This window comes from Gymnodinialimonas ceratoperidinii (assembly GCF_019297855.1).
Classification (GTDB): Bacteria; Pseudomonadota; Alphaproteobacteria; order Rhodobacterales; family Rhodobacteraceae; genus Gymnodinialimonas; species Gymnodinialimonas ceratoperidinii.
In genome coordinates this window covers 1808479-1834321 of sequence record NZ_CP079194.1, presented here as the reverse complement: position 1 = coordinate 1834321, position 25843 = coordinate 1808479, and the positions used below count along the sequence as shown (strand labels likewise).

Sequence of the window (25843 nt, the reverse complement as noted above, 5' to 3'; positions counted from 1 at the left end):
ATCCTACGCACCGCCCGTGCAATGGTCTCCTGCGTTCGGCAACTCGGCCCCTAGCGCCGCGCAGGGCAGCCCTCTCGCGGGCATGTGCCGCATCCGGGGCCCGCTGGAATTACTTCGACCGACTCCTTCGCTGCTGTCGTCGGCATGACCAGCATGGTCGCCTCGATCCGAGGCAACGAGCCGAAGCGTGCGCCGCCGCCGGAGCGTGCGCCGGATTGATCGGCGACCGGTTGCGCCACGGTCCAGGCCTTGAAGCGCGCGCCTCTCGGTGTCTCGATCACGGCCATGTCGGGCTGACCGACCCGTCCCATGACGCGGTAGAGCGGCCAAAGCGGACATCCCGCCGCCACCCGAGGCAGCGCAAAACCCTGCACGCGGCGTCGATGCAGCATCGCGCCCGAGGCATCGCAAATCGCCAAGCCGCGCGGCGGCACGGTTTCGTCTGACGGCAGGCTTGCCATGCGGCGCAGGATCAAGGCGACATCTCCGCCGATCGCATCGAGAATGCGCGCCGGATCATAGTCCAAGCCTTTGGCCAAAGGCGCAAATTCCGCCATAGGCAGACGCTTGGCGTCCCGCGCCATGGCCCGCAACCGCGCCTCGGCGCGGCCTCGCGCTGGCCCTTCCACCATGCCCGCATGGCGCGCAAGGACCGTTGAAATAGCGTTTTCGTAGCCCGCCTCACCGGCGGTTTCGATCTCGGCGAAATAATGGTCTTCGGCCTCGAACATGGCCTCAACGGTTTCTTCCGGCGCCGAAACTTCAGCGCCCGCACCCGGTGCTTCGAACTGCGCGAGCAACCCCGTGGCGCGGGCCGAGAGGCGTTCGGCATCCTCGTGCAAGTTGCGGTGAAAGCGTCCGCGCCACGCGGGATCCAGATCGGCTTCTTTCACGAGGATATCCGCCGTCGTGCGGATCGCGGCGACCGAGGACAGAACCTCATGCATCGCCTCTGCCAGCGCGGGGTCATGGGCCAACCGGTCGCGCAGCGCGTCGATCTGGCCTTCCAGATGCCGCGCGCGCGCCTCCTGCGCCGCGATCAGGGCGGTCCAGCCGGGAAACCGCGCCACCAGCTCGTCAATCCGCGAGGTCTCTGCCGGCACATCGCCCATGGCGCGGGCTGCCGCGTCGAGCAACTCGCTGATGCCCGCGTCGACGCCCTCGGTGAGGGTCGAGGCATCGACCTCCAGCGCGCGGGCTAGTTCCAACAGCAGCTTGCCCCCGATCCGCCGGTGATTGTGCTCGATCAGGTTGAGATAGGACGGCGAGACCCCGACGTCCGCAGCGAGCGCCCCCTGCTTCACGCCCAGGGCCAGACGCCGCTCGCGGATACGGCTGCCGGTCAGGTGGTCGGGGCCTTGGAGCATCGCTTAGGGTCCAAAATTTACAACATTTTCAGCTAATTTACACGGATCGAAGGCCGGCGCAACGTGCGCCCCGGATCTGCCGACGAACGGGTCACGCAATTTAACTCAACCCTTTGGCAAATGGCCCGGCGCGTTAACGCTTTTGAAACCTGAATGCTGAACCATCGCTGGCGGGTGTCTCTGAACGAAATTCGTGTGAGGAGTGAGAAATGGAATATTCGAGTTTAGTGCCACGAACAGAACCTGCGGGCCTGCCGGCCAGCACAAGTCAGAACTTTGCGCCAAGCGCGCTCAGCACAGCCGCCGAAACGGCGCGGCCCGTGCTGGCTGTCGCCAAGACGGATGCGGCGGATGCCAAGACCGGAGAGGAGTTTCAACCTCTCGATACCTTCGAGGTGGGTGACAACGATCACGTCCCGGTCCCGCCGGAACCTCCGCGTGAGGCGACGGTTCGAGCGATCATCGCCGACGCGCCCGAAATTGAGGAGGTGGAAGAGCCCGCCGATCCCGAAGACCCGATCGCGGCCACCCTGCGTGACATGGAAGCGGACAGTAAAACCCCCACGGTTGATGTGCGCAGCTGAACGGCGACAGAAGTGATCCTGTCAGCGGCGACACGGGCCGAGGGCAGGTAAAGGTCGAAGAACGCACGGGCGTTGACGACCAGCAAAGGCTTCCCCTTTGATCCGGACAACAAGGCAACGCATCGCACGACACCTGCGCCGCTCCAGTCCCCGGTCGAAGAACCAAAAGACCCCGCACGCCAAGGCGCACGGGGTCCAAGCAAGCTACTGCCTGCTGCCTTGGGTTACTCTGCGAGTGCCGCGTCGGTCACCACATGGGTGAAGGCCCCTTCGGGTGCTTCCGAGATGACGGGATCCGAGCCGCCCGCCAGCAGGGTATCGACCGTGCGCTGATAGGCTTCCTCATCCAGTCGGCCGTCACCCCCTTCGACAAGCAGGGCGACCTCGCCCATCATGCGAAGCTGGTGCTCTTCGGTCTGCGCGCCGGTCTCGTCGTAGTCGAGCACGATCATCGCGGCTTCATCGGGGTTCTCGGCCGCCCAAGCCCAACCGCGCATGGAGGCCCGCACGAAACGCGCCATGCGGTCGACGAACTCGGGGTCTTCGAGGTTCTCTTCCAGAGCCCAGATGCCATCTTCGAGGGTCGAAACGCCGTAATCCTCGTAACGGAAGGTCACCAGCTCGTCCGGCGAGACGCCCGCGTCGATCACCTGCCAGTACTCGTTGTAGGTCATGGTCGACATGCAGTCAGCCTGACGCTGCAGAAGCGGATCGACGTTGAAGCCTGCCTGAAGCAGCGTCACGCCATCGTCGCCGCCTTCGACGCCGATGCCGAGCTGCGACATCCAGGACAGGAACGGATACTCGTTCCCGAAGAACCAATGGGCGACGGTGTGCCCGGCGAGGTCTTCCGGCTCCGTGATACCGCTGTCCGCCCAACAGGTGAGCATCAGACCGGAGCGCACGAAAGGCTGCGCGATGTTGACCACGGGCAGACCGTTTTCGCGCGCTGCGAGGGCCGAGGGCATCCAGTTCAGCATCACGTCCGCGCCGCCGCCGGCAAGCACTTGCGGCGGGGCGATGTCGGGGCCGCCGGGGATGATGTTCACGCTCAACCCCTCTTCCTCATAATAGCCGTTCTCGAGCGCCACGTAGTAGCCGGCGAACTGGGATTGCGTGACCCACTGAAGCTGCAGGTTCACTTCCGCCTCGTGGCCGTCAGCCAGCGCCATGCTTCCGCTTGCCAGCAGCGCCGCGGCGCCAAGTGTCAGATGTTTCATAGTTTTCCCTCCAGGTTGCGTAGGTCTTGTTATTATGTTCAGCCCCGCCTTTGTGACGGGTGCCAGAATGTCAGTTTGCGCTCCAACAGCGCCATCAGCCCGTAGAGGCCAGAGCCCGCGAGGGCCGCGACCGCAATCTCGGCCCAGACCATGTCCATGGCCAGACGTCCGACCTCGATCTTGATCCGAAAACCCATCCCAACCGTGGGTGAGCCAAAAAATTCAGCCACAATCGCCCCGATAAGCGCAAGGGTCGTGCAGATTTTCAACCCGTTGAACAGGAAGGGGAGCGCGGTCGGCAGCCGGAGTTTCAACAGCGTCTGCCAATAGCTCGCCGCGTAGGTGTGCATCAGATCGCGCTGGATCGCGTCGCTTTCCTTCAGGCCCTGCACCGCGTTGACGAGCATCGGGAAGAAGACCATCGCCACAACCACGGCGACTTTTGACGAGGGCCCGAAGCCATACCACATCACGAGGATGGGCGCGGTGCCCACGATCGGCAGCGCGGCGATGAAGTTGCCGACCGGCAGAAGGCCTTTCTGCAGGAACGGGCTGCGATCAATCGCCAATGCGGCGAGGATCGCGATGCCGCAGCCCAGAACGTAGCCCACCAATGCGCCGCGCACGATGGTCTGGACGAAATCGACCCAGAGCGTGGGGAGGTTCGACATGAAGGCCGCGGCGATGTCCGTGGGTGCCGGCAGAATGACCGGCGAGATCTCGAACCGCACCACGATCATTTGCCACAAAATCAACAGCGTGGCGCCAAAGATCACCGGGACCAACAGGCGTGCGAAGGGCCATGACCGCGACGCGAGCAAGACGTTGACGCCCCAGAACATCACCCAGACCGCAAGGATGACCTGCAGATTGCGCCCGGCCTCGGCGTTCGGCAGCAGGAGCGGAAACAGAAGGATCGCCGCCAGTCCGAGCCAGGCAATCATGCGAGGGAGGTTCAGCATCTGCGTCATCGATCCAGCCCCATCCGCTTGAGCGTGCTCCGCTCGGCCAAGCCGAGGAGGCTCACCAGTATGGCGGCGCAGATCGCGGCCATGAAAAGCGCGCTCCAGATCTGGATCGTCTGGCCGTAGTAGCTCCCGGTCAAGAGCCGCGCGCCAAGGCCGAAGCGGGCGCCCGTCGGCAGCTCCGCCACGATGGTGCCGACCAGTGCGGCGGCAATGCCCACCTTCAGCGAGGCGAAGAGGAAGGGCACCGAGGCCGGTAGACGCAGCTTCCAGAAGGTCTGCGCACGGCTGGCCGAATAGGTCCGCAGCAGGTCGAGATCCATCGCGCCGGGACTGCGCAGGCCCTTCACCATGCCCACGACCACCGGGAAGAAAGAAAGATAGGCCGAGATCAGGGATTTCGGCACCAGTCCAACCAGCCCCACCGCGTTCAGCACCACGATGACGATGGGCGCGATGGCGAGGATCGGAATGGTCTGCGAGGCGATGGCCCAGGGCATCACGCTCATGTCCATCGCGCGATTGTGGACGATGGCAATGGCAAGCGCCATGCCCGCCAGCGTGCCGATGACGAAGCCGAGCATCGTTGGTGCAAGGGTTTGAAACGCATGGAAGAACAGGCTGCGCGGGTTGGGCCGAAGCTCTCCACGCCGCTCGCGGAACATCGCCTCGCCGGCGGTGGTATTCCACAGCTCGATCGCCACCTGATGCGGCGCGGGAAGTCGGGGGCGTTCCTGCCACATGGTGTCGGTGAACAACTCGGTGGCGGTAATCTCCACTCCGCGACGCTCGGCCTGATCCAGCGTCCAATGCCGGTTCATGTTCCAGGCTGCGGCGTACCAGATCGCGATGATGACCCCGACGACGACGAGGATCGGCAGCACCGCACCGGCTGCGCGGCGCATGGCGAGGCAGAAGGCGCAGGGGGCGGCCTCGACCGCCGATGCCGATGCCGCGTCACTCATAGGCATGGCCCTCGCGCAGGCCTTCGCGCACCCGGTGCGCCAGCGCCAGGAACTCGGGCGTGTCGCGGATCTCGAGAGGCCGCTCGCGGGGCAGATCGCTTTCGATCACGTCGGTGATCCGGCCGGGGCGCGGCGACATGACGACGATCTTGGTGGAGAGGTAGACCGCCTCGGGGATCGAGTGGGTGACGAAGCCGATGGTCTTCTCGGTCCGCGCCCAGAGTTTCAGCAACTCCTCGTTCAGCCGGTCGCGCACGATCTCGTCCAGCGCGCCGAAGGGCTCGTCCATCAGCAGGATGTCGGCATCGAAGGCCAGCGCCCGCGCGATGGAGGCGCGCTGCTGCATCCCGCCCGAGAGCTGCCACGGAAATTTCTTGCCGAAGCCTTCCAGATCAACCAGTTGCAGGACACGGTCGGCCCTCTCCTGCTGGTCGCTGGCGGAATATCCCATGATCTCCAAGGGCAGCTTGATGTTCTTCTCGATCGTCCGCCAGGGGTAGAGCCCCGCGGCCTGGAAAACATAGCCATAGGCCCGCGCGCGACGCGCCTCGTCAGGGGTCATGCCGTTGACCGTGACCGTGCCGCCCGTGGGCTGCTCCAGCGCCGCGATGGTGCGCAGGAAGGTGGTCTTGCCGCAGCCCGAGGGCCCGATGAAGGAGACGAAATCACCCTTGTTGATGTCCAGCGACACGTCCGAGAGCGCGTGGACCGGCCCATCGTTGGTGGGGAACGTCAGGTCGAGCGACTTGGCCTGGATGACGGGGGAAGTGGTGTCCAAAGCGCCCTCTCCGGTAAACTGCGTGGTCGAAACCTGGTTCATCGTGCGGCCCCCGCTATGGCGAAAGGGCCGCGACGCGTCTGATCGGCAAAGGCTGACCGCACGCGCTTACACCCCCGCCGGAATGTTCATCGGATCACGCTCGATCTTGCGGGGCGTGTTGAGCGACTTCCACTTCGACAGAGCCTTCGACGCGCTGGCCGCTGGCGGGCGCTTGACGAAGCGGCCCCGGCCCGGCTGCGGCTGGCTGTTTTGCCCCGCCGCCCAGACCACATCCCCGCGCGAGAGCGTGTAGCGGGGTGAGGCGCTTACTTCCATGCCCTCGAAGACGTTGTAATCAAGGATGGATTTCGCCGTCGCCGTAGAGATCGTGCGGCCCAGTTTCGGGTCCCAGACCACGATATCGGCGTCGCCACCGACGTTGATGCCGCCCTTCATCGGGTAAATGTTGAGGATCTTGGCGATGTTCGATGACGTCACCGCGACGAATTCCTCCGGTGTCAAACGGCCGGTCTCGACCCCTTGGGTCCAGAGCATCGCCATCCGCTCCTCAAGCCCGCCGGTTCCATTGGGGATCATCCCGAAGTTGTCGACGCCCATGCGCTTCTGCTCGTCGGTGAAGGCGGCGTGGTCCGTGGCCACCACCTGCAGCGAGCCGGCTGCGAGGCCAGCCCAGAGCCCGTCCTGGTGCTCCTTCGAGCGGAACGGCGGCGACATCACCCGGCGCGCGGCATATTGCCAGTCCTTGTTGAAATACTCGCTCTCGTCCAGCGTCAGGTGCTGGATCAACGGCTCACCGAAAACACGCATCCCCTTCTGGCGCGCGCGGCGGATCGCCTCGTGGGCCTGCTCGCAAGAGACATGAACGATGTAGAGCGGCGTGCCGGCGGCGTCCGCGATCATGATCGCGCGGTTGGCGGCCTCGCCTTCCACCTCGGGCGGGCGGGAATAGGCGTGGCCCTCGGGCCCGGTGATGCCCATTTCCATATATTTCTGCTGCAGCTCGGCCACGATGTCGCCGTTCTCGGCATGGACCAGCGGCAGCGCGCCCAACTCGGCGCAGCGCTTGAAGGAGGCGAACATCTCGTCGTCCTCAATCATCAGCGCGCCCTTGTAGGCCATGAAATGCTTGAAGGTGTTGATGCCACGCTCGTTCACGACCGAGGCCATCTCTTCGAAGATCTTCTCGGACCAGCCAGTGATTGCCATGTGGTAGGAGATGTCGACGCAGATCTGGTCCTTCGATTTGCGATCCCACGCGTCGATGGCGTTCAGAAGCGAGCCATCCTCGCCGGGCAGGCAGAAGTCCACCAGCATGGTGGTGCCCCCGGCGGCGGCGGCGAAGGTGCCGGTCTCGAATGTCTCCGCCGCCGTGGTGCCCATGAAAGGCATTTCCAAGTGGGTGTGGGGGTCGATCCCGCCGGGAATCACGTAAGCGCCCTCGGCGTCGATCACTTCATCGCCGCGCAGGTTCTCTCCGATCTCGGCGATCTTCTCGCCCTCGATCAACACGTCCGCCGTCCATTGCCGGTCCGCGGTTACGATCGTGCCGCCCTTGATAACCTTGCTCATGAAACCCCCTTGGTTAACGTCGTTTACCTTTGTGCCACCACGCAGATCATCCGCTGGTCGCGGGTCAGAAGCGGGATGTAGACGCTTTCGACCACGTTATTGTGCAGGTACCAGTAGCAGCCATCGTCCTGCAGGCGCACCGTCGAGGTGTCCTGCCCCGGCGCGACAAGCGCCAGGACCTCGGGCGGCAGCGCCTCGGTCTCGCCCACCGGGGTCGGCGTGACGCAGCCCGAAAGGATCGATGTTGCCGCAATGGCCAGCCAAATCTTTGAATTCATGTCGTTATCTCCGCCGTCTCTACGACCGCGTGAAACAAGACGTTTGCGCCAGCCGCCGCCCATTCCGGGCTGATTTCCTCGGCCTCGTTATGGCTCAGACCGTCCACACAGGGACACATCACCATCGCCGTCGGGGCCACGTCGTTTATCCAGCACGCATCGTGCCCTGCCCCGGATACGATATCCATGTGAGAATAGCCAAGCCTTTCAGCCGCTTGTCGGATCGCCTGCACGCAGCCCTCGTCGAAGGCCGGCGGATTGAACTGGCCGACGATCTCGGCCTCGAAGCTCACCTCGATGTCTTCGCAGAGCTTCGGCGCGCGTTCCATCAGCTCCGCGACCATGCCTTCGAGCTTGTCGAGAATGTGCGTGCGCATGTCGATGGTGAAGACAACCTTGCCCGGAATGATGTTGCGGGAGTTCGGGTAGACGTCGATATGGCCGATGGCGCCCACGGCGTTGGGCTGGTTCTTCATCGCGATCTCGTGCACCAGCTCGGTCACCAGCGCGAGGCCCCGGCCCGCGTTCTTGCGCATGTGCATCGGGGTGGAGCCGGTGTGGCTTTCCTTGCCGGTGATCGTGCATTCGATCCAGCGCAGGCCCTGCCCGTGGGTCACGACGCCCACGTCCTTGCCCTCGGCCTCAAGGATCGGGCCCTGTTCGATATGCAACTCGAAGAAGGCGTGCATCTTGCGGTCGCCCACTTTCTCCTCGCCCTTCCAGCCGATCCGCTCCAACTCGTCGCCGAAGCGTTTGCCCTGCGCGTCGACCTTGTCATAGGCCCATTCCTGCGTGTGCTTGCCGGCGAAAACGCCCGAGGCCAACATGGCGGGGGCGTAGCGGGTGCCCTCCTCGTTGGTCCAGTTGGTCACCACGATCGGGTGCTTTGTCTTGATACCGAGATCATTCATCGTGCGGATGATCTCCAACCCGCCGAGCACGCCCAAAACGCCATCGTATTTTCCGCCCGTGGGCTGCGTGTCGAGGTGGCTGCCCACGTAGACCGGCAGCGCGTCGGGGTCGGTGCCCTCGCGGCGCGCAAACATATTGCCCATCTGGTCGACGCCCATGGTGCAGCCCGCGTCGTCACACCATTTCTTGAACAGGTGCCGCCCCTCGCTGTCCTCGTCGGTCAGGGTCTGACGATTGTTGCCACCCGCGATGCCCGGCCCGATCTTGGCCATCTCCATCAGGCTGTCCCAAAGACGCTCGCCGTTGATTTTCATGTTTTCTGCGGGGGCTGGCATGGTGGTGGTCCTTCGGATGCTGGCTTTGGTCGGAGAGGCGCTCGACGTTCTACTGCAAGTTTTGCAACACGTCGCGCAGGGTGCCAAACAGTTGATCTATTTCGCTTTTCGAGATGATGAGCGGCGGGGACATGGCGATGATGTCACCCGTAGTCCGGATCAAAACGCCCTTGTCATAGCAGTCGAGGAACGCCTGGAAGGCGCGCTTGGTCGGCTCGCTCGCGATGGGCTCCAGCTCGATCGCGCCGATCAGACCCTCGGACCGGATGTCGATCACATGGGGGCAATCGCGCAGGGAGTGGACCCCGTCGGCCCAATAGGGTGCCAGTTCGGCCGCGCGCTCAAACAGGCCATCCTCCTTGTACGTCTCCAGCGTCGCGAGTCCGGCGGCCGAGGCGACGGGATTGCCGGAATAGGTGTACCCGTGGAAGAGCTCGATCAGGTGCTCCGGCCCGGTCATGAAGGCGTCGTGGATCTCTTTAGTCGCCAGCACCGCGCCCATGGGAATGACACCATTCGTCAGGCCCTTGGCGGTGGTGATGAGGTCCGGCATCACGTTGTAATGCTCAGCCGCGAAGCTGGAGCCCAGACGCCCAAAGCCGGTGATCACCTCGTCGAAGATAAGGATGATGCCGTGCTTCGTGCAGATCTCGCGCAGCTTCTCGAGGTAGCCCTTGGGCGGCATCAGCACGCCGGTGGAGCCTGCCATCGGTTCGACGATGCAGGCCGCGATGGTCTCGGCGCCGTGGAGCGCCACGATCCGCTCGAGTTCTTCGGCCAGATGCGCGCCATGTTCGGGCTGACCCTTCACGAAGCGGTTCTGGTCCGGCAGATGCGTATGCGGCAGGTGGTCCACGCCGGTCAGGAGTGAGCCGAACACCTTGCGGTTGTTGACGATGCCGCCCACGCTGATGCCGCCGAAGTTCACACCATGATAGCCCCGCTCGCGCCCGATCAGCCGGGTACGGGAGCCTTGGCCGATGGCGCGCTGGTAGGCGATGGCGATTTTCAGAGCGGTCTCAACGCTTTCCGAGCCGGAGTTGGTGTAGAAAACATGCTCGAAAGGCTTGGGCGCCATGTCGCGCAGGCGGTTGGCGAGCTCAAACGCCTTGGGGTGACCCATCTGGAAGGCCGGCGCGTAATCCATCTCGGCGGCCTGCTTCTGGATCGCCTCGACAATGCGCGGCTGGTTGTGGCCCGCGTTGCAGCACCAAAGGCCGGCGGTACCGTCCAGCACCTGCCGCCCGTCGGCGGTGGTGTAATGCATCTTGTCCGCGCCCACGAACATCCGCGGCTGCTTCTTGAACTGGCGATTGGACGAAAACGGCATCCAGAAGGCGCTGAGGTCGTTGGGGACCGGGTTGCTGCGGTCGAGAGCCATGGCTATTCCCCCTGCCCCTGATCGAGGCGGCATGATTTTTAAGTCACACGCGTGTTGCGCGAAATCTTTTGACCAAATGGTCAAGAGCACGCTAGCAAATGAATCGTGCCAGTCAACGTTAACGATCCATTTGCAGTCACAAACATTCGCGTCGCGGCGCCTCGCCCCTCCAAGTTGGACGGTTTAACCATTTCAACGGGGCATCTGCCGCGCTATTGGGCACCAAAAATACAGGCAGACCGATGAACGCTCCCAGACCCCGCACCCGCATCCAGGAAAAAAACCGCGCCCTCGTGCTCGGCGCGGCGCTGGAGGTTTTCTCTGCCCATGGTTTCCGCGGGTCGACGCTGGACGCCATCGCCAAGGAGGCGGGGCTCTCGAAGCCGAACCTGCTCTATTACTTTGCCTCGAAGGAAGAGATCCACGTAACGCTACTGGCGGGCCTCGTGGACAAGTGGCTCGCGCCTCTGCGGGCCTTGCGTGCGGACGGCGATCCGCAGGAGGAGTTGCTCGCCTACGTGCGCCGCAAATTGCAGATGAGCCGCGATTTTCCGCGCGAATCCAGATTGTTCGCGCAAGAAATCGTGCAAGGCGCGCCGCGCATGTCTGACGGCCTGCGGTCCGATCTGCGCCCTCTGGTGGATGAGAAAGCCGAAGTTATCCGCGGCTGGATGGAGGCGGGCAAGATCGCGCCCTCGGACCCGCATCATCTGATCTTTTCGATCTGGTCGCTGACCCAGCATTATGCCGATTTCGATGCCCAGATCAGGGCGGTTTTGGGAGAGGCGCGCGATCCGCTGGACGAGGCCGAGATCTTCCTCGGCACGCTGTTCTCGCGACTGCTTACGCCTTGATCTGCGACGTGTTGAACTCTTCGAAGTCGAGGCCGTCAGCCTCGGAAGCGTGAAAATCGATATGCAGGTGGTTCCCGTCCGGATCCCAGACGTTAACCTGAACCAAGGGCATGTCCGGCACCCGCACCAGACGCATGGCCTCGCCCGCCTCTTGCAAGCGCGCCACGAATTCCCGCAGCCCCTTGGCGCTGAAGGCGGCGTGTTCCAGCGCCAGGTTATCGGCCGTGGGCGGCGCCTGTTCGACGCCGACCAGATGCACGACCGGCATCTCGCCCGCATACATCCATGCGCCGGGAAACGGGAACCCCGGACGGGGGCCGCTTCTCAGCTGCAAGATATGCTCGTACCACGCGATCATCGCATCAAGCTGCGCCGTGCGCAGGTTCACGTGGTCGAGCCGGTCGATCATTCAGCCGCCTCTACCCGTCCGGGATTGTTGGGGTGCGTCGTCCAATTGGCGTATTCCGGCCGGACAGGCTGGCCCGTGCGCTCGTCCAGCGTTCCGGGTGCCAACTCCACCATCGTGATGCAGTCCTCGACCGGGCAGACGTTGACGCAGAGGTTGCAGGCGACGCATTCGTCATCCAGCACCTCGAACACCCGGTCCGCGGACATACCGATGGCTTGGTGCGACGTGTCTTCGCAAGCGGCATAGCAGCGGCCGCACGCGATGCAGAGGTCCTGGTCGATCCGCGCCTTGGCGACGTAATTGAGGTTCAGGTACTGCCAATCGGTCACGTTCGGCACGGCGCGGCCGACGAGGTCATCGAGCGACATTTCCTTTTCGTCGAGGTATTGCGACAGGCCCGAGATCATCTCCTGCACGATCTTGAAGCCGTAAGTCATCGCGGCGGTGCAGACCTGCACGTTCCCAGCGCCGAGCGACATGAACTCTGCCGCGTCGCGCCACGTGGTGACACCGCCAATGCCCGAGATCGGCAGGTTGCGGGTCTCGGCATTGCGCGCGATTTCGGACACCATCGACATGGCAATGGGCTTGACCGCCGGGCCGCAGAGCCCGCCGTGGGAGCCCTTTCCGTCAATCGACGGCTCGGGCGACATCGTGTCGAGGTTGACCGAGGTGATGGAGTTGATCGTGTTGATCAGCGAAACCGCGTCCGCCCCGCCCCGATGCGCGGCCTCGGCGGGCTTACGGATGTCGGTGATGTTGGGGGTCAGCTTCACGATGACAGGCTTGGAGTAGTATTGCTTGCACCAGCGGGTCACCATCTCGATGTATTCCGGCACCTGCCCCACCGCCGCGCCCATGCCGCGCTCGGACATGCCATGGGGGCAGCCGAAGTTCAGCTCGATCCCATCGGCCCCGGTCTCTTCCACCAGCGGCAGGATCGCTTTCCACGCCTCCTCCTCGCAAGGCACCATGATCGAGACGATGATCGCGCGGTCCGGGTAGTCGGCCTTCACGCGTTTGATTTCCTCGAGGTTGGTGTAGAGGTCCCGGTCGGTGATCAGCTCGATGTTGTTAAGCGCCAGCAGCCGCCGGTCGGCCCCGTGGATCGCCCCGTAGCGCGGGCCGTTGACGTTGACCACGGGCGGCCCCTCGGAGCCGAGCGTTTTCCAGACGACGCCGCCCCAACCGGCCTCGAAGGCGCGGCGCACGTTGTATTCCTTGTCCGTCGGCGGCGCGGAGGCGAGCCAGAAGGGGTTGGGCGATGAGATGCCGATGAAGTTGGAGGTGAGGTCAGCCATGGGTTCGGTCTCCGGTTAGTCGGTCTGGCACGGCGCAGCGACCGGGCGGGTCGTCGGCTGTGGCTGGATGGATGAGGAGGAGAGGGTTTGGCTGATCATTGCGTCAGCCTCGCGTGAATATCTTCGGCCGCGTCGCGCCCTTCGGCCACGGCGGTCACCGTCAGGTCATCGCCCCCGGCCGCGCAGTCGCCACCGGCCCAGACCCCGTCGAGCGAGGTGCGGCCCGGCCCCGACACCGCGATCTTGCCGCCTTCGATCGCAACCGTCTCTGGTGCGTTCGCGAGGGTCTGACCGATGGCCTTGAGGATCTGATCGGCGGGAATGTCGAAGGTCTCTCCGGTTCCGATCAGGCTCTGCCCTTCGACGCTGGTATATTCGCAACGCAGAGAGGTCGCGGCGCCGTTGCCAAGCACCTCGATCGGCATCGCGTTGAAGATGAACCGCACGCCCTTGGACGCGGCGAGGTCCTGTTCAAAGCGGCTTGCGGGCATCGCATCGCGACCGCGCCGATAAACCAGGGTGACGCTTTCCGCGCCCAGAAGCTTGGACTGAACCGCTGCGTCGATCGCCGTCATGCCGCCGCCGATCACCACGACATTGCGTCCGACGGGCAGCACACCCAGATCATCCGCCTGCCTCAGATCAGCGATGAATTCGACGGCATCGGCCACCCCGGCGCGGTCTTCGCCCGCGGCACGCAGGGCGTTCACACCGCCAAGGCCCATCCCGAGGAACACCGCGTCGAATTCGGACTGCAGCTTGTCGAGCGTGAAATCCACCCCGAGCGCCTTGCCGTTCGCCAGGGTAATGCCACCGATCTGCAGGAGCCAATCGACTTCGCGCGCGGCGAAATCCTCGGTGCTCTTGTAGCTCGCGATCCCGTATTCGTTCAGACCGCCGGGCTTCGGGCGGGCCTCGAAGATCACCACGTCATGGCCTTTCATCGCCAGACGGTGCGCGCAGGCAAGGCCGGCCGGGCCGGCGCCCACGACCGCGATGGTCTTGCCCGTCGGCGCCGCACGCTCAAAGGGGTGGATACCTTGCGCCATCACCGTATCCGTCGCGAAGCGCTGCAACTGCCCGATCAGCACCGGACGCCCCTCTGCCGCCTCTCGCACGCAGGCCTCTTCGCAGAGCGTCTCCGTGGGGCAGACCCGCGCGCACATGCCGCCGAGGATGTTCTGATCGAAAATCGTCTTGGCCGCGGCCTCTTCGGTGCCGGTGGCGATCTGCCGGATGAACAGCGGGATATCGATGGAGGTCGGGCAGGCCGTGATGCACGGCGCATCGTGACAGAAGTAGCAGCGGTCTGCGGCCACCAGCGCCTCGTGGGCGTCGAAGGGTTCGTGCAGATCCGAGAAATTCTGCGCCAGCTCGGTCGCATCAAGACGCGCAGGCGCGATACCGGGAGTGAAAGGAGTGTTTCGCATTGGGCCTCGCTTGAAAGTCATGGCTTGGTCAGGAATCACGCTGGCACGGGTTCAAAAATTTATCAAATGGTAAAATTTTATAATGTGCAGATTCTGCGCCCCCAGGCGCTCGCTCACCGATTTGCTGCTATTTTAGGCGCGCGCGGGCTGTGTCGGGCGTTCCACCAAGCGCACAGAGCGGGTTTTCCCCACGCCGACGCTGCGTTATAGCCGATAGGACACGAAGACCCACGGACCTGGGCCAACGACAGACGGTGAGAGCAACATGGCAGAAAAAACGCACGATAACGACGTCGCCTTCATCAAGGCGCTCGCAGATGTATTGCGAGAGAACGAGCTCACCGAGCTGCACGTCAAACGTGAATACGGCGAGAACGACTGGCTGAACGTGCGTGTCGCCAAACAGGCAGCGCCTGCCGCCCCGATGATGGTGCAAGCGCCCGCAGCAGCCCCCGCGCCCGCCGCAGCAGCGCCCGCGCCTGCCCCGGCGGCTGCGCCTTCCGCGGCTCCGGCGCCCGCCTCCGATGATCCCTCGCAAGCACCCGGCGCCGTGACCTCGCCCATGGTCGGCACCGTCTATCTGCAGGCCGAGCCCGGATCGCCCCCGTTCGTCAGCGTCGGAGACAAGGTCTCCGAGGGTCAGACGCTGCTGATCATCGAAGCGATGAAGACGATGAACCAGATCCCCGCCCCCCATGCGGGCACCGTGAAGCGCATCGTCGTGGGCGATGGCTCGCCCGTCGAATTCGGCGCGCCGTTGATGATCATCGAATAACTGAAAGGGTCCTGGCCCATGTTCCGCAAGATCCTGATCGCCAACCGGGGTGAGATCGCCCTGCGCGTCATCCGCGCGGCCCGTGAAATGGGTGTTGAAACCGTCGCGGTGCATTCCACCGCGGACGCCGACGCGATGCATGTGCGCATGGCGGATGAAAGCGTGTGCATCGGCCCGCCGCCGGGTACCGACAGCTACCTCTCGATGTCCGCGGTCCTGTCGGCCTGCGAGATCTCGGGCGCCGAGGCGATCCACCCCGGCTATGGCTTCCTGTCCGAGAACGCCGCCTTCGTGCAGGCGGTCGAGGATCACGGCATCAAGTTCATCGGCCCGTCCGCGGCGCATATCTCCATGATGGGTGACAAGATCACTGCCAAGGAAACCGCCAAGCGCCTGGGCATCCCCTGCGTGCCCGGCTCGGACGGCGGCGTGCCGAACGTCGAAGCCGCGCGCCAGATTGGCGAGGATTTCGGCTACCCGGTCATCGTCAAGGCCACCGCCGGCGGCGGCGGGCGCGGCATGAAGCTGGCGAAATCCGCGGCCGAGATCGACACCGCTTTTCAGTCGGCGCGGCAGGAGGCCAAGGCGGCTTTCGGCAACGACGAAGTCTATATCGAGAAGTATCTCGGCACGCCCCGCCACATCGAGGTGCAGGTCTTTGGCGACGGCAAGGGCAACGCGGTCCACCTGGGCGAGCGCGATTGCTCGCTCCAGCGGCGCCACCAGAAGGTGTTCGAGGAAGCCCCCGGCCCCTCCATCACGCCCGAGATGCGCGACGAGATCGGCATGATCTGTGCCAACGCCGTGGCTGAACTCGGCTATGAGGGCGCAGGCACAATCGAGTTCCTCTACGAGAACGGCGAGTTCTACTTCATCGAGATGAATACCCGCCTGCAGGTGGAGCATCCGGTGACCGAGGCGATCATGGGCGTGGACCTCGTGCGCGAGCAGATCCGCGTCGCCGCCGGGGAGCCGATGTCCTTCCGCCAGGAGGACCTGAACGTGCAGGGCCACGCGATCGAGGTGCGGATCAACGCCGAGAAATTGCCGAACTTCGCCCCCTGCCCCGGCACGATCACCCAGTATCACGCGCCCGGCGGGCTCGGCGTGCGGATGGATAGCGCGCTCTACGATGGCTACCGCATCCCGCCCTACTACGATTCGCTGATCGCCAAGCTGATCGTGCACGGCCGTGACCGTCCCGAGGCACTGGCGCGTCTGAACCGCGCGCTTGGAGAGCTTATCGTGGACGGCATCGACACCACGGTGCCCCTGTTCCACGAGTTGCTGCAGGCCGAGGCCGTGCAGACCGGGGATTACACGATCCACTGGCTTGAAAAGTGGCTGGAAGAGAACCTTCAGGGCTGACGACATCACCACCATTGCGAGGGAGCTGATCCCTCGCAATGGCCGCGCCTAAGGCGAGCGGTTCAGGTTGGTAGTCGACGCAGGCGGATCGCGCCTCGCTGACGGCACGGCGGCGAGCCTGCAAAGTACAAACACCCATCGATAATCGGCGCTCAACACCCGGCACTGAGACCTACCGCACCGCCATTTGCGCCGTGTTACTCAAACACGAACGTCCAGCCGGCGCCCTGACTGGAAGGGCACCGACTGGGCGCGTGTTCACGAACACATTTGAACGTCGTGGCGCCGAGGGGGGTGAGGCCCACCAGCAGCACAACGCGATTGGTCCTGTCTTTGCCGGGTAAGGGAGACGAGGCGGGTTCCACGACATTCTGCCGTCACATCCGCTTGATCCAAGACCATCCAAAACCCGGGTTTAGAACAGGGTGCCACTTTAACAGTCAAACCCCCTGAACCCGTGTCAGTCCGTGCCAGTCCCGTGTCGGAGCCTGCGCCGAACTTCCATGGCAGATAAAAAACCACGACCGTCTTAATGCCGGGTTAAAGCGCATCAAAAAAATTTGCGGCGCGCTTGAAGCGCCTCTGACGCCGCCCATTTACGCTGAAAACTTCATAGGCTTTTGGCCAGCAACCCGTTAGAAATATCGCCATGGCCCACGATATGACGTCCCACTCACAGCCTCGGCTGACGCCAGATCTCATGGTGCGCGCCTATGCGGCGGGGATTTTCCCGATGTCCGAAGGGGCCGAAGTCTCGGACGTCTTCTGGGTCGACCCGCAGGAGCGCGGCGTTTTTCCGCTCGATGGTTTCCATATCTCCCGCTCGCTGAGGCGGCAGATCAATCGCGGCGGTTACCGCGTCCACGTTGACCGTGATTTCGCGGGCGTGGTGGAGGGCTGTGCGGCCCGCGATCAGACCTGGATCAATGGCGAGCTGTTCGGTTGCTACCTCGCGCTCAATGCACAAGGCCTCGCCCATTCGGTCGAGATCTGGGATCAGGAAGGGCTCGCTGGCGCGGTCTTTGGCCTCACGCTCGGCGCGGCGTTCTTCGGCGAAAGCATGTTCTCCGCACGCACCGGCGGCTCGAAACTCGCGCTCGTGCATCTGATCCACCGTCTGCGGTTCGGCGACTTCACTCTTTTCGATACGCAATTCGTGACGGACCACTTGATCAGCCTCGGCGCGGTCGAAATCTCGCGCGCGGCCTATCGCAAACAATTGGCCGAAGCTCTTGAGAACGAAGCTGATTTTCTGGCGCTTCCCGAAGACGCGCCGCTGGACAGCCTGTCCTAGGCCGAGCAGCCAAGCGCCCAGACATCATAGCGGGCATGTTCCAGCGCGTTCAGCGCCGGGCTGGAGGCGATCATCCAACCGGTGAACAGGTCCCGCCCATCGAGGTCGAGGATCTCGATCAGAGCAAAGGCGTCACCGCCCGGATCGGCGGTGGGAAAGCGGCATTCCACGGCACGGATCGCGATGCGCCCGAAGACGACGGTCTGGCCGATCGAGAGCTCGATATCCATCGGCTGACCCAACATCTTGTCGAGCGCGCGCAGCGACATCGTCGTGCCCTGCTCGGTCTCGGGTTGGCTGACCGAGGTGACCGGACCGGTTACACCGGGAAATGTCGTGAACACACCGGGAGACCCGGTGCCGAGGTTCAACTGGATATCCCCGTCCTCAGCGCCTTCCGACAGGGTGAGGCCGGTGCCATCCCCGCCGTCCAACTCGAAGTCGTCGAAATCTTCCCCGCCCTCGCCCGCTTCACCCTCGGGCTGGCCGAACTCCACGAAGGGCACTTCGCCATCGGTCACGTCGAATTGCTGCGCGGTGGCGAAGGAGGTCAGGCTGAGTGTTGCAGCGACTAGGAAAGCAATCGGTTTCATCGTTTATCCATCGCCGCCGACAAAGCGCAGAAGCAGGGTGATCAGGCTGACCGAGGATTGCGTGTCGAGCACCTCGCCCCCCGGTTCAAGGTTGAAGGGAGAACCGCCGGGAATGATCTCCACGAAGGAGCCACCCAGAAGGCTCTCGGAGGAAATCGCGATGGCACTGTCGTCGGGCAGCACGATGTCCTCATCGACGGTGAACGTGGTCTCGGCCAGGAACGACTGGGGGTTCAGGGTCATGCCGGTCACGGTCCCGATGCGGACCCCGCCGAGGCGAACCTCGGTGCCGACCGAGATGCCCTCGGCCGAGCGGAAGGCGGCCTGCAACTCGTAGCTGCCAGCGCTGGAAGCGACCCCCGTCCCCGACGCATAGAGGAAAAAGCCCACGGCAGCCGCCAAAACGGCGCCGCCGGTCGCAATTTCTGCAAGGGAATAGTCAGTCTCGGCCATGGGATGTAGCTAACGTGCCAATTGGCTGCCGCCAAGGGGGATTTCAGCCCGCCTGACCGGGGGGCTGTATTTCGCTTCGCGGCATCGAGGGCGCCGGTTACTCGGGCGTCCAGGCCTCGTAATCGCTGCGGGACGCGGGCTGCTCACGGCGGATCGAGCCCGCGGGCGCATAGGCCAGCGGTGTCCCGGTGAGGTTCGGCAGATGCGGCGCCTCCCAAGCCTTGTGGACCACGGGGCGATCGGTCGGCGGCTCATCCCAGGTGTGGTGCAGCCAGCCGTGCCATTCGGGATCGATGCGCGAGGCTTCGACCAGACCGTCGAAGATCACCCACCGTTTGCTGTCATCGCCGTTGCGATAGAAGACGTTGCCCTGGGTGTCCTCGCCCACTTTCACGCCCCGACGGGCGGTGAACAATTGCGTTCCGATCGTCTGGCCGTTCCACCAGGTGAACAGGCGATTAAAGATGCTGGCCATGGGCTGTGATCCGCAGTTTGGGTCGTTTGAGGGGGGTTTTGCCTTGTTGCACGCGCGACGTCCAGTGGGCTTTGCGTCGCGCCTTCTGCGGGCGGCGTGTCGGTCGTGCGAATAACGGCCGGCAGCGCGCGGTGCGAGGGGGGGGATTGAGTTGTATTGGCCAAGATGAAGGGAGGCCGTGCGTTTTGCTTTCGCCCGATTTGCAGAACACGCGGCCTTGGATCTGGCACGGTTGTTGCAGGCCTTGGGCCGCATGGCCTACAACCGGGCAAATTTACTTGGAGGGATACCATGACAGACGGCCCAAGCTACGGTTTCGACACGCTTCAGATCCATGCGGGCGCACGGCCCGACCCAGCGACAGGCGCACGGCAGACGCCGATCTACCAGACCACCGCCTACGTTTTCCGCGACGCCGACCATGCGGCGGCTTTGTTCAACTTGCAGGAAGTGGGGTACATCTACTCGCGTCTGACCAACCCCACGGTGGCGGTTCTCCAGGAGCGGATCGCGACACTGGAAGGTGGCGCGGGGGCGGTGTGCTGCTCCTCCGGGCACGCGGCGCAGTTGATGGCTCTGTTTCCGCTGATGGCACCGGGTCGCAACGTCGTGGTCTCGACGCGGCTTTACGGTGGCACGGTCACGCAGTTCAGCCAGACGATCAAGCGCTTCGGGTGGGAAGCCAAGTTCGTGGACTTCGACGATCTCGATGCGGTCAAGGCGGCGATCGATGACGACACCCGCGCGATCTTCGGCGAGGCGATCGCCAACCCCGGCGGCTACATCATGGACGTTCGCGCGATCGCGGACATTGCCGATGCCGCAGGCCTTCCACTGATCATCGACAACACCTCGGCCACGCCTTACCTGCATCGCCCGATCGAGCACGGTGCGACGCTGGTGGTCCACTCCACGACCAAGTACCTGACCGGCAATGGCACCGTGACCGGCGGCTGCGTGGTGGATTCCGGCAAATTCGACTGGAGCGCCTCGGACAAGTTCCCCTCGCTCTCGCAGCCCGAGCCCGCCTATCACGGCTTGAAGTTCGCGGAGACCTTCGGGCCGCTGGCCTATACGTTCCACAGCATCGCCATCGGCCTGCGTGATCTTGGCATGACGATGAACCCGCAGGCGGCGCATTACACGCTGATGGGGATAGAGACGCTGTCGCTGCGGATGGAGCGGCACGTGGAGAACGCCCAGAAGATCGCCAAGTGGCTGGAGGACGACCCGCGCGTCGATTTCGTCACCTACGCGGGCCTGGAATCCTCGCCCTATTATCACCGGGTCAAGGAGGTCTGCCCGAAAGGGGCGGGCGCGCTTTTCACCTTCGCGGTGAAGGGAGGCTACGAGGCCTGCCTGAAGCTTGTCGATTCGCTGGAGATCTTCAGCCATGTCGCCAACTTGGGCGATACGCGGTCGCTGATCATCCATTCGGCCTCCACCACGCACCGCCAATTGACGCCCGAGCAGCAGGAAGCCGCCGGTGCGGCGCCCAACGTGGTACGTGTCTCGATCGGTACCGAGGATGTGAACGACCTCATCGCTGATCTGGACCGCGCGCTTTCGGCGGCAACGGCCTAAGGCGTTATTAACCAAATCAAACCTACAATGGGGGGCGGCGTGGATCTTTTCTGCGCCGCCCTCTTTCTTGCCTCCGGAGGCGCCCCCTTTTGCCAAGCCCCCAAACGGGTTAGTCTGAATCTTGCCGATCGGCACCCCTGGGCGCGGTGGGTGCTTTGCCCCGCCGGGAATCCCCTGTAAGAGGGGGCGATTGTGGCACGTGAGCCACGGCTGAGACGAAATATTGAGGTCTGACTTGACGGTGAATATCGCACTCTTCCTATCGTCCGACGGCATTGCCCTTGCCCATCGACAAGCGGCGGGCCACTGGGCGATGATCGGAGAGACGGCATTGGACGTGCCGGATCTGGGCGCCACCCTATCGGGCCTGCGCGACCTTGCCGTGGAGCGGGAGGGCGACGATTTCGAGACGCTCTTGGTGCTGCCGGATGACCAGATCCTCTACACCTCGCTCACCGCGCCGACCGCGGATGCGGATCTCACCGCTTACCGGATCGAGGAAGGTCTGGAAGGGCTGACGCCCTATGCCGTGACCGAGCTGGAATACGACTGGCAGGTGCTGGAAGAAGACCGCGTGAAAATCGCCGTGGTCGCCCGCGAAACGCTGGACGAGGCGCGCGGTTTTGCCAAGGAGCACGGCTTCACCTGCAAGGGTTTCGCCGCCATGCCGCCGATGGAGCGGTTCCCCGGCGTGCCGACCTTCGATCTCGGCGCAGAGGCCAAGAGCATGGGTTTCAGCGCCGAGGGTATTGCTTTCGGGCCGGATACCCATGGCCAGCCGGAGCCGGCCGCCGACCCGGAAGAGGCGTCTGCGCCCTCCGATGAAGCGAAGGCCGAAGATAGCGCGGCGCCTGATGCCAAAGGGTCAGACGAGGCCGCCTCGCCTGACGCCGCCACGGATACAGACAGCTCTGAAGCCGGTGCCGATACGCTGGTGCCCGAAGCAATCGCGCCGCTTGAGGACACGCCATCTGCGGAAGAGCATCCTGCCTTGGCGGAAGCGCTTCTGGGTGCGGGATCGACGGATGACGGTTCGGACGCGCCCCTGCAAGCGATTGAAGACCCAAGCGTTTCTGGCCCCATCACGTCGATAGCCGAGGATGACCAGCCCGATCAGCCGACTGCTTTCGTCGCTGATTCCACGCCGCCTCAGGAAGTGGTCGGCGATGCGGGTGACGATGATGATGTGCTGCCACCCGCGCCGTCACCGGCGTCCCGTGAAGCGCGGCAGCGGGCGCGCGCGCTGCGAGATGGGCAATCGTCGGCTGAAGGTGTCTCGGGCAATGAAACGCCGCCCGAAGATTCCGGCGCCGGTCAGTTCATCGCGCGTCGCGGGCCGTCAGCCGCGCCCGGCGCAGGCGGGCGTTCCATCACAGCGCCATCGGCGGGCAGCGGCGCGATTTCCGCGCCCGATAGCTCCCGCGGCTCGCTGGTCGGTCAACGCAGCTCACGCATTGGGCTGACGCATCCCGATGAGCCGGGGAAATCTGCCGAGAGCGCCGGCGCCGCGTCCACCACGCCAACTGCCCCCACGCCGGATGAGGACGCCACCGCGTCCCCGATGCCGCGCTTGGCCGAACAATTGCAGCGGGTGCGCAACGCCAGCAAATCGCGACCGATTACGCCAAGCAAGAAAGCCCCGCCCCGGCCGCGCGTGGAAATCGAGCCCGGCCCTGCGGCTGGCGTCACCGGCGCGACGGCATCGCGGCGCCCGTCTCCGTTCGACGAGCCGCCCGCCGGTGAGCCTAAATCTTCTTCCGCCAAAGATCGCCTGTCGGGCCTCTTGAACCGTGGGAGCAAGAAATCATTCAAGGCGGCGCCTGCTAAAGGCGCCACCTCTGCCGCCATGGCTTCCGCCCCCGTCGCCGCGTCGGCGGCAAGCGGAAGTCCGCAAGCCTCGGGTGCCGAAACCGGGGCCTCTGGCATCACGAAAGCTGTGCAAAGCCTGCCGCTTGGACGCCGCAAGAAGGCCGCGGCCTCGACGACACCCGATGTGGCGAGCGGTGATGAACGGTTCTCCTCCGGTCTTCTGGCTCGGAAATACCTCAAGCCGACCGGCGGCTCGTTCCGGACCGGCGTGATCCTCACCGTCATCCTCCTCCTGCTTCTCGCCCTCGTCGCGATCTGGTCGGCGCTATTCATCCCCAATGGCGCGGTTGCGCGCTTCTTCGGGACGGGGGGTGAGGTGGAAGCCTCGGCCGGTTTGAGCGACGGCTTCGCGCCGGAGGTCACCACCTCGACGCCGGCTTTCGGCACCGAGATCGCACAGCCAACCCTCATTGACGAGGCGGCGGCCGATGGCATCGAGCTCGCCGAGAATGACCCGACCGTTGTGATCGACACGCCCGTCGAAGTGGCGGAGGAACCGACCCCCGCGCCCGAAGAAGAAGACGTCGCGGCCCTGCCGGATATCGACGCGGATCTGGACCTGCCGCCGCTGCCGGAGATCGATCAGGGGCGCAACCCGTCGGTGGAAGAGGCCGAGGCTCTCTACGCGGAAGACGGGATCTGGGCACGCTCGCCCGAGCGGCCGGACCTGAGGTCCTTCGACCTTCTGGACCGCGTCTACACCGCCGCCATCGATCCAGAGGTCAATGTCCTCGACGCGGTCGCGCTGCCGGATCCGGGGATCAACCCCGCCGAGACACTCGCCCGCTTCCCACCACCCCCCGCCTTCGGGACCGAGTTCGATGTGACCGACGAAGGCCTGATCGCCGCCACGCCTGAAGGCGTCCTGACGCCCGAGGGCGCTTTTGTCATTCTCGGCACACCGCCGACACTCGCCGTGCAACGACCCCGAGAGATCGCGGAGGCCGCGCCTGCCGTGGTGGATACCGACGCGGCGGTCCTGTCGGCCCTGCGCCCGTCCGAGCGTCCGGGCGACCTGTCTGAAACCCGCGAGCGTCAGGTCTTGGGCGGTTTGACTTCGGTCGAGTTGAGCGAACGCCGCCCGTCGACACGCCCCGCCTCCCCCCAGGAAGCCGCCGCAGAGGCCTCTCTCTTTCCCGAGGGCGCTGGCGCTGATCCGGACGCGGTCGATGCCGCGGTCGAACAGGCACTGGCCGGCACCGATCTGGCTGTCGCCCGCTCCCTGATGCCGCGCACGCGACCCGCCAACATTGCGCAGATCGTCGCCAGTGCGGAGCGCACCCCCACGGAAGCGCCAACCGCCGTCGCCGCCTCGGCCGTCGCACCCGGGCCGTCGATCCCGTCCAATGCAGACGTCAGCCGCGCCGCGACAGAGAGGAACGCGATCCGATTGAGGAACGTGAACCTGATCGGTGTGACGGGCACGTCCTCCTCGCGCCGCGCCCTCGTGCGACTGTCGTCCGGCCGCTTCGTGCGCGTATCGGTAGGCGACCGACTGGACGGCGGGCGCGTTGCCGCGATCGGAGAGACCACGCTGCAATATGTCCGCAGCGGTCGCACCGTGACGTTGGAAATCCCGGGCTGATCGAGCCCGTGTGAGCCCTCTGCGGCCTAAAGCAAGACCAGCGCCGCAAGCCCGAGGAACGAGAAAAATCCGACAATATCCGTGACCGTCGTCACGAATGCGCCCGATGCCAGGGCCGGATCGATCCGCAATCGGTCCAACACCACGGGCACCAAGATGCCCGCCAGCCCCGCCACCAACAGGTTGATCACCATCGCAGCGCCGATGACGACGCCGAGAAGCGGCGTGCCGAACCAGACGACGCCGACGATGCCCATCACGACGGCGAAGATCGCGCCATTGATCAGTCCGACCCCGGCTTCCCGGGTGATGACCCGCATCAGGTTGGAGGCCGTCAAGTCCTTCGTCGCGATGGCACGGACCGCCACCGTCAGCGATTGCGTCCCCGCGTTGCCCCCCATCGACGCCACGATCGGCATCAACACGGCAAGCGCCACGATCGTCGCCAGCGCCGTCTCGAATTGCGCGATCACCAGTGACGCGATGATCGAGGTCACGAGGTTCACGAAGAGCCAGGGAAAACGCTGACGCGTGGTCTCGATCACGCCGTCCGAGAGGCTCGATTCCTCGTTCACGCCGGCGAGACGCAGGATGTCCTCTTCCGCCTCCATATCCAGAACGATCATCGCGTCGTCGATGGTAATGACGCCGACAAGCCGCCCGTCATCGTCCACCACCGGCGCGGTGATCAGGTGATACTGGTTGAAGGCATAGGCGACCTCTTCCTCCGGCTGGCTCGCCGGAATCGGGCGGAAGCTGTCCTCGGTGATATCGTGCAGCTTGACGCCACGAACCGTGGCCAGAAGCCGCCCGAGCATGACGTAACCCGTTGGTTTCATGCGCGGATCGGTCAGAATGACGTGATAGAATTCCTCCGGCAAATTGCCGGCCTGGCTGCGGATGTAATCGATGGCCTCGCCCACCGACCAATGCTCCGGCACCGCGACGATCTCGCGCTGCATCAGGCGGCCGGCCGTGTCCTCCGGATAGCTGAGCGCCGCCTCGACCGCGGCCCGATCCGCAGGCTCCAGCGCGTCGAGGATGACCTCCGCCTGATCGTCACCCGCATCTTCCAGCAGGTCGACAACATCATCGGAATCCAGCTCGCGCACCGCCACGGCGATCTGGTCGTCGGGCAGCAGGGCCAGAACCTCTTCGCGAAGGCCTTCCTCCAGCTCCGACAGAACCTCACCGTCGATTCCCTTGGACCAATGGGTAAGCCAGTCCTCCCGCTCGGCGCTCGTGACCTGCTCCAGCAAGTCGGCGATGTCGGCCGGGTGAAGCGGCTCCATCAGCGCATCGATGGCGGCCACGTCACCGGCGTCCAGCGCCTCTCGCAGGCGGGCGCGCAGGGATTTGTCCAACGCGTAGGTGTCGCGCGCGTCTTCGACGGTGTCTTCTGCGTCTACGGCCATCAGATGCCCCCCTGCCAATCGCTCACTTTCCGCCTAACATGGGGGCGCGCGAAGGGCTATTACCCCAACACTAAAAACCGG

The 25843-nt window shown here is 64.5% G+C and carries 23 protein-coding genes; 7 read left to right on the top strand and 16 right to left on the bottom strand.

Annotation, left to right across the window (positions count from 1 at the left end; translation table 11 throughout):
* Positions 1-50: 50 nt before the first annotated feature.
* Positions 51-1367 (bottom strand): helix-turn-helix transcriptional regulator, encoded by a 1317-nt coding sequence (locus KYE46_RS08930; RefSeq protein WP_219000282.1) that lies wholly within the window; start codon positions 1365-1367, stop codon positions 51-53.
* Between the two features lie 209 nt (positions 1368-1576).
* Between KYE46_RS08930 and KYE46_RS08925 the strand changes: the two genes are divergently transcribed.
* Positions 1577-1951 (top strand): hypothetical protein, encoded by a 375-nt coding sequence (locus KYE46_RS08925; RefSeq protein ID WP_219000281.1) that lies wholly within the window; start codon positions 1577-1579, stop codon positions 1949-1951.
* A 224-nt stretch (positions 1952-2175) separates the two neighbouring features.
* Here the strand turns inward: KYE46_RS08925 and KYE46_RS08920 are convergent, their stop codons facing one another.
* The 8 genes from KYE46_RS08920 to aptA form a co-directional block, all read right to left on the bottom strand.
* A complete protein-coding gene (locus KYE46_RS08920) occupies positions 2176-3171 on the bottom strand; it encodes an ABC transporter substrate-binding protein (protein ID WP_219000280.1) in 996 nt (331 codons plus the stop codon).
* A gap of 38 nt (positions 3172-3209) precedes the next feature.
* A complete protein-coding gene (locus KYE46_RS08915; RefSeq protein WP_247716969.1) occupies positions 3210-4013 on the bottom strand; it encodes an ABC transporter permease in 804 nt (267 codons plus the stop codon).
* 125 nt (positions 4014-4138) lie between these two features.
* Entirely contained in the window at positions 4139-5041 is a 903-nt protein-coding gene (locus KYE46_RS08910) for an ABC transporter permease (RefSeq protein WP_219005070.1), read from the bottom strand.
* 52 nt (positions 5042-5093) lie between these two features.
* Positions 5094-5921 (bottom strand): ABC transporter ATP-binding protein, encoded by an 828-nt coding sequence (locus tag KYE46_RS08905; protein WP_219000279.1) that lies wholly within the window; start codon positions 5919-5921, stop codon positions 5094-5096.
* A 66-nt stretch (positions 5922-5987) separates the two neighbouring features.
* On the bottom strand, positions 5988-7451 hold the full coding sequence (gene hydA, locus KYE46_RS08900) for a dihydropyrimidinase (RefSeq protein ID WP_219000278.1): 1464 nt from the start codon (positions 7449-7451) through the stop codon (positions 5988-5990).
* 23 nt (positions 7452-7474) lie between these two features.
* Positions 7475-7729: a hypothetical protein gene (locus tag KYE46_RS08895; RefSeq protein WP_219000277.1), complete on the bottom strand. Its 255-nt coding sequence runs from the start codon at positions 7727-7729 to the stop codon at positions 7475-7477.
* On the bottom strand, positions 7726-8976 hold the full coding sequence (locus tag KYE46_RS08890) for a Zn-dependent hydrolase (protein ID WP_219000276.1): 1251 nt from the start codon (positions 8974-8976) through the stop codon (positions 7726-7728). The genes KYE46_RS08895 and KYE46_RS08890 overlap by 4 nt, the downstream gene beginning before the upstream one ends.
* 49 nt (positions 8977-9025) lie before the next feature.
* Complete coding sequence (aptA, locus tag KYE46_RS08885) at positions 9026-10357, bottom strand: omega-aminotransferase AptA (RefSeq protein WP_219000275.1); 1332 nt, start codon at positions 10355-10357, stop codon at positions 9026-9028.
* Positions 10358-10599: 242 nt separating this feature from the next.
* Here aptA and KYE46_RS08880 point away from each other — a divergent pair, with 242 nt between their 5' ends.
* Positions 10600-11211 (top strand): TetR family transcriptional regulator C-terminal domain-containing protein, encoded by a 612-nt coding sequence (locus KYE46_RS08880; protein ID WP_219000274.1) that lies wholly within the window; start codon positions 10600-10602, stop codon positions 11209-11211.
* Here the strand turns inward: KYE46_RS08880 and KYE46_RS08875 are convergent.
* The 3 genes from KYE46_RS08875 to KYE46_RS08865 form a co-directional block, all read right to left on the bottom strand.
* Complete coding sequence (locus KYE46_RS08875) at positions 11201-11620, bottom strand: VOC family protein (RefSeq protein ID WP_219000273.1); 420 nt, start codon at positions 11618-11620, stop codon at positions 11201-11203. The genes KYE46_RS08880 and KYE46_RS08875 overlap by 11 nt on opposite strands.
* Entirely contained in the window at positions 11617-12921 is a 1305-nt protein-coding gene (preA, locus tag KYE46_RS08870) for an NAD-dependent dihydropyrimidine dehydrogenase subunit PreA (RefSeq protein ID WP_219000272.1), read from the bottom strand. The genes KYE46_RS08875 and preA overlap by 4 nt, the downstream gene beginning before the upstream one ends.
* 95 nt (positions 12922-13016) lie before the next feature.
* Positions 13017-14351 (bottom strand): NAD(P)-dependent oxidoreductase, encoded by a 1335-nt coding sequence (locus tag KYE46_RS08865; protein ID WP_219000271.1) that lies wholly within the window; start codon positions 14349-14351, stop codon positions 13017-13019.
* Between the two features lie 265 nt (positions 14352-14616).
* Here KYE46_RS08865 and accB point away from each other — a divergent pair, with 265 nt between their 5' ends.
* The 3 genes from accB to aat all read left to right on the top strand — a co-directional run bounded on the left by accB (position 14617) and on the right by aat (position 17788).
* Positions 14617-15126: an acetyl-CoA carboxylase biotin carboxyl carrier protein gene (gene accB, locus KYE46_RS08860; RefSeq protein ID WP_219000270.1), complete on the top strand. Its 510-nt coding sequence runs from the start codon at positions 14617-14619 to the stop codon at positions 15124-15126.
* 18 nt (positions 15127-15144) lie between these two features.
* On the top strand, positions 15145-16494 hold the full coding sequence (gene accC, locus KYE46_RS08855; RefSeq protein ID WP_219000269.1) for an acetyl-CoA carboxylase biotin carboxylase subunit: 1350 nt from the start codon (positions 15145-15147) through the stop codon (positions 16492-16494).
* Positions 16495-17143: 649 nt separating this feature from the next.
* The gene (aat, locus tag KYE46_RS08850; RefSeq protein WP_219000268.1) at positions 17144-17788 is read left to right on the top strand and encodes a leucyl/phenylalanyl-tRNA--protein transferase; all 645 of its coding nucleotides are present in this window, start codon (positions 17144-17146) and stop codon (positions 17786-17788) included.
* On the opposite strand, the gene KYE46_RS17495 is transcribed toward aat, so the two are convergent.
* The 3 genes from KYE46_RS17495 to KYE46_RS08835 all read right to left on the bottom strand — a co-directional run bounded on the left by KYE46_RS17495 (position 17785) and on the right by KYE46_RS08835 (position 19309).
* Positions 17785-18381 carry a DUF2155 domain-containing protein gene (locus tag KYE46_RS17495; protein ID WP_247716808.1) on the bottom strand — a complete coding sequence of 199 codons (597 nt, stop codon included), beginning with the start codon at positions 18379-18381 and terminating at the stop codon, positions 17785-17787. The two genes, aat and KYE46_RS17495, sit on opposite strands and share 4 nt — an antisense overlap.
* A gap of 3 nt (positions 18382-18384) precedes the next feature.
* Entirely contained in the window at positions 18385-18834 is a 450-nt protein-coding gene (mlaD, locus tag KYE46_RS08840; protein ID WP_219000267.1) for an outer membrane lipid asymmetry maintenance protein MlaD, read from the bottom strand.
* Between the two features lie 97 nt (positions 18835-18931).
* Positions 18932-19309, bottom strand: a complete 378-nt coding sequence (locus KYE46_RS08835) for an NADH:ubiquinone oxidoreductase subunit NDUFA12 (RefSeq protein WP_219000266.1) — start codon at positions 19307-19309, stop codon at positions 18932-18934.
* A gap of 291 nt (positions 19310-19600) precedes the next feature.
* Between KYE46_RS08835 and KYE46_RS08830 the strand changes: the two genes are divergently transcribed.
* Both KYE46_RS08830 and KYE46_RS08825 read left to right on the top strand, forming a co-directional pair.
* Positions 19601-20893 carry an O-acetylhomoserine aminocarboxypropyltransferase/cysteine synthase family protein gene (locus tag KYE46_RS08830; RefSeq protein ID WP_219000265.1) on the top strand — a complete coding sequence of 431 codons (1293 nt, stop codon included), beginning with the start codon at positions 19601-19603 and terminating at the stop codon, positions 20891-20893.
* 241 nt (positions 20894-21134) lie between these two features.
* The gene (locus KYE46_RS08825; RefSeq protein ID WP_219004954.1) at positions 21135-24347 is read left to right on the top strand and encodes a hypothetical protein; all 3213 of its coding nucleotides are present in this window, start codon (positions 21135-21137) and stop codon (positions 24345-24347) included.
* 26 nt (positions 24348-24373) lie between these two features.
* Here the strand turns inward: KYE46_RS08825 and mgtE are convergent, their stop codons facing one another.
* Entirely contained in the window at positions 24374-25762 is a 1389-nt protein-coding gene (gene mgtE / locus KYE46_RS08820; RefSeq protein WP_219004953.1) for a magnesium transporter, read from the bottom strand.
* Between the last annotated feature and the right edge of the window lie 81 nt (positions 25763-25843).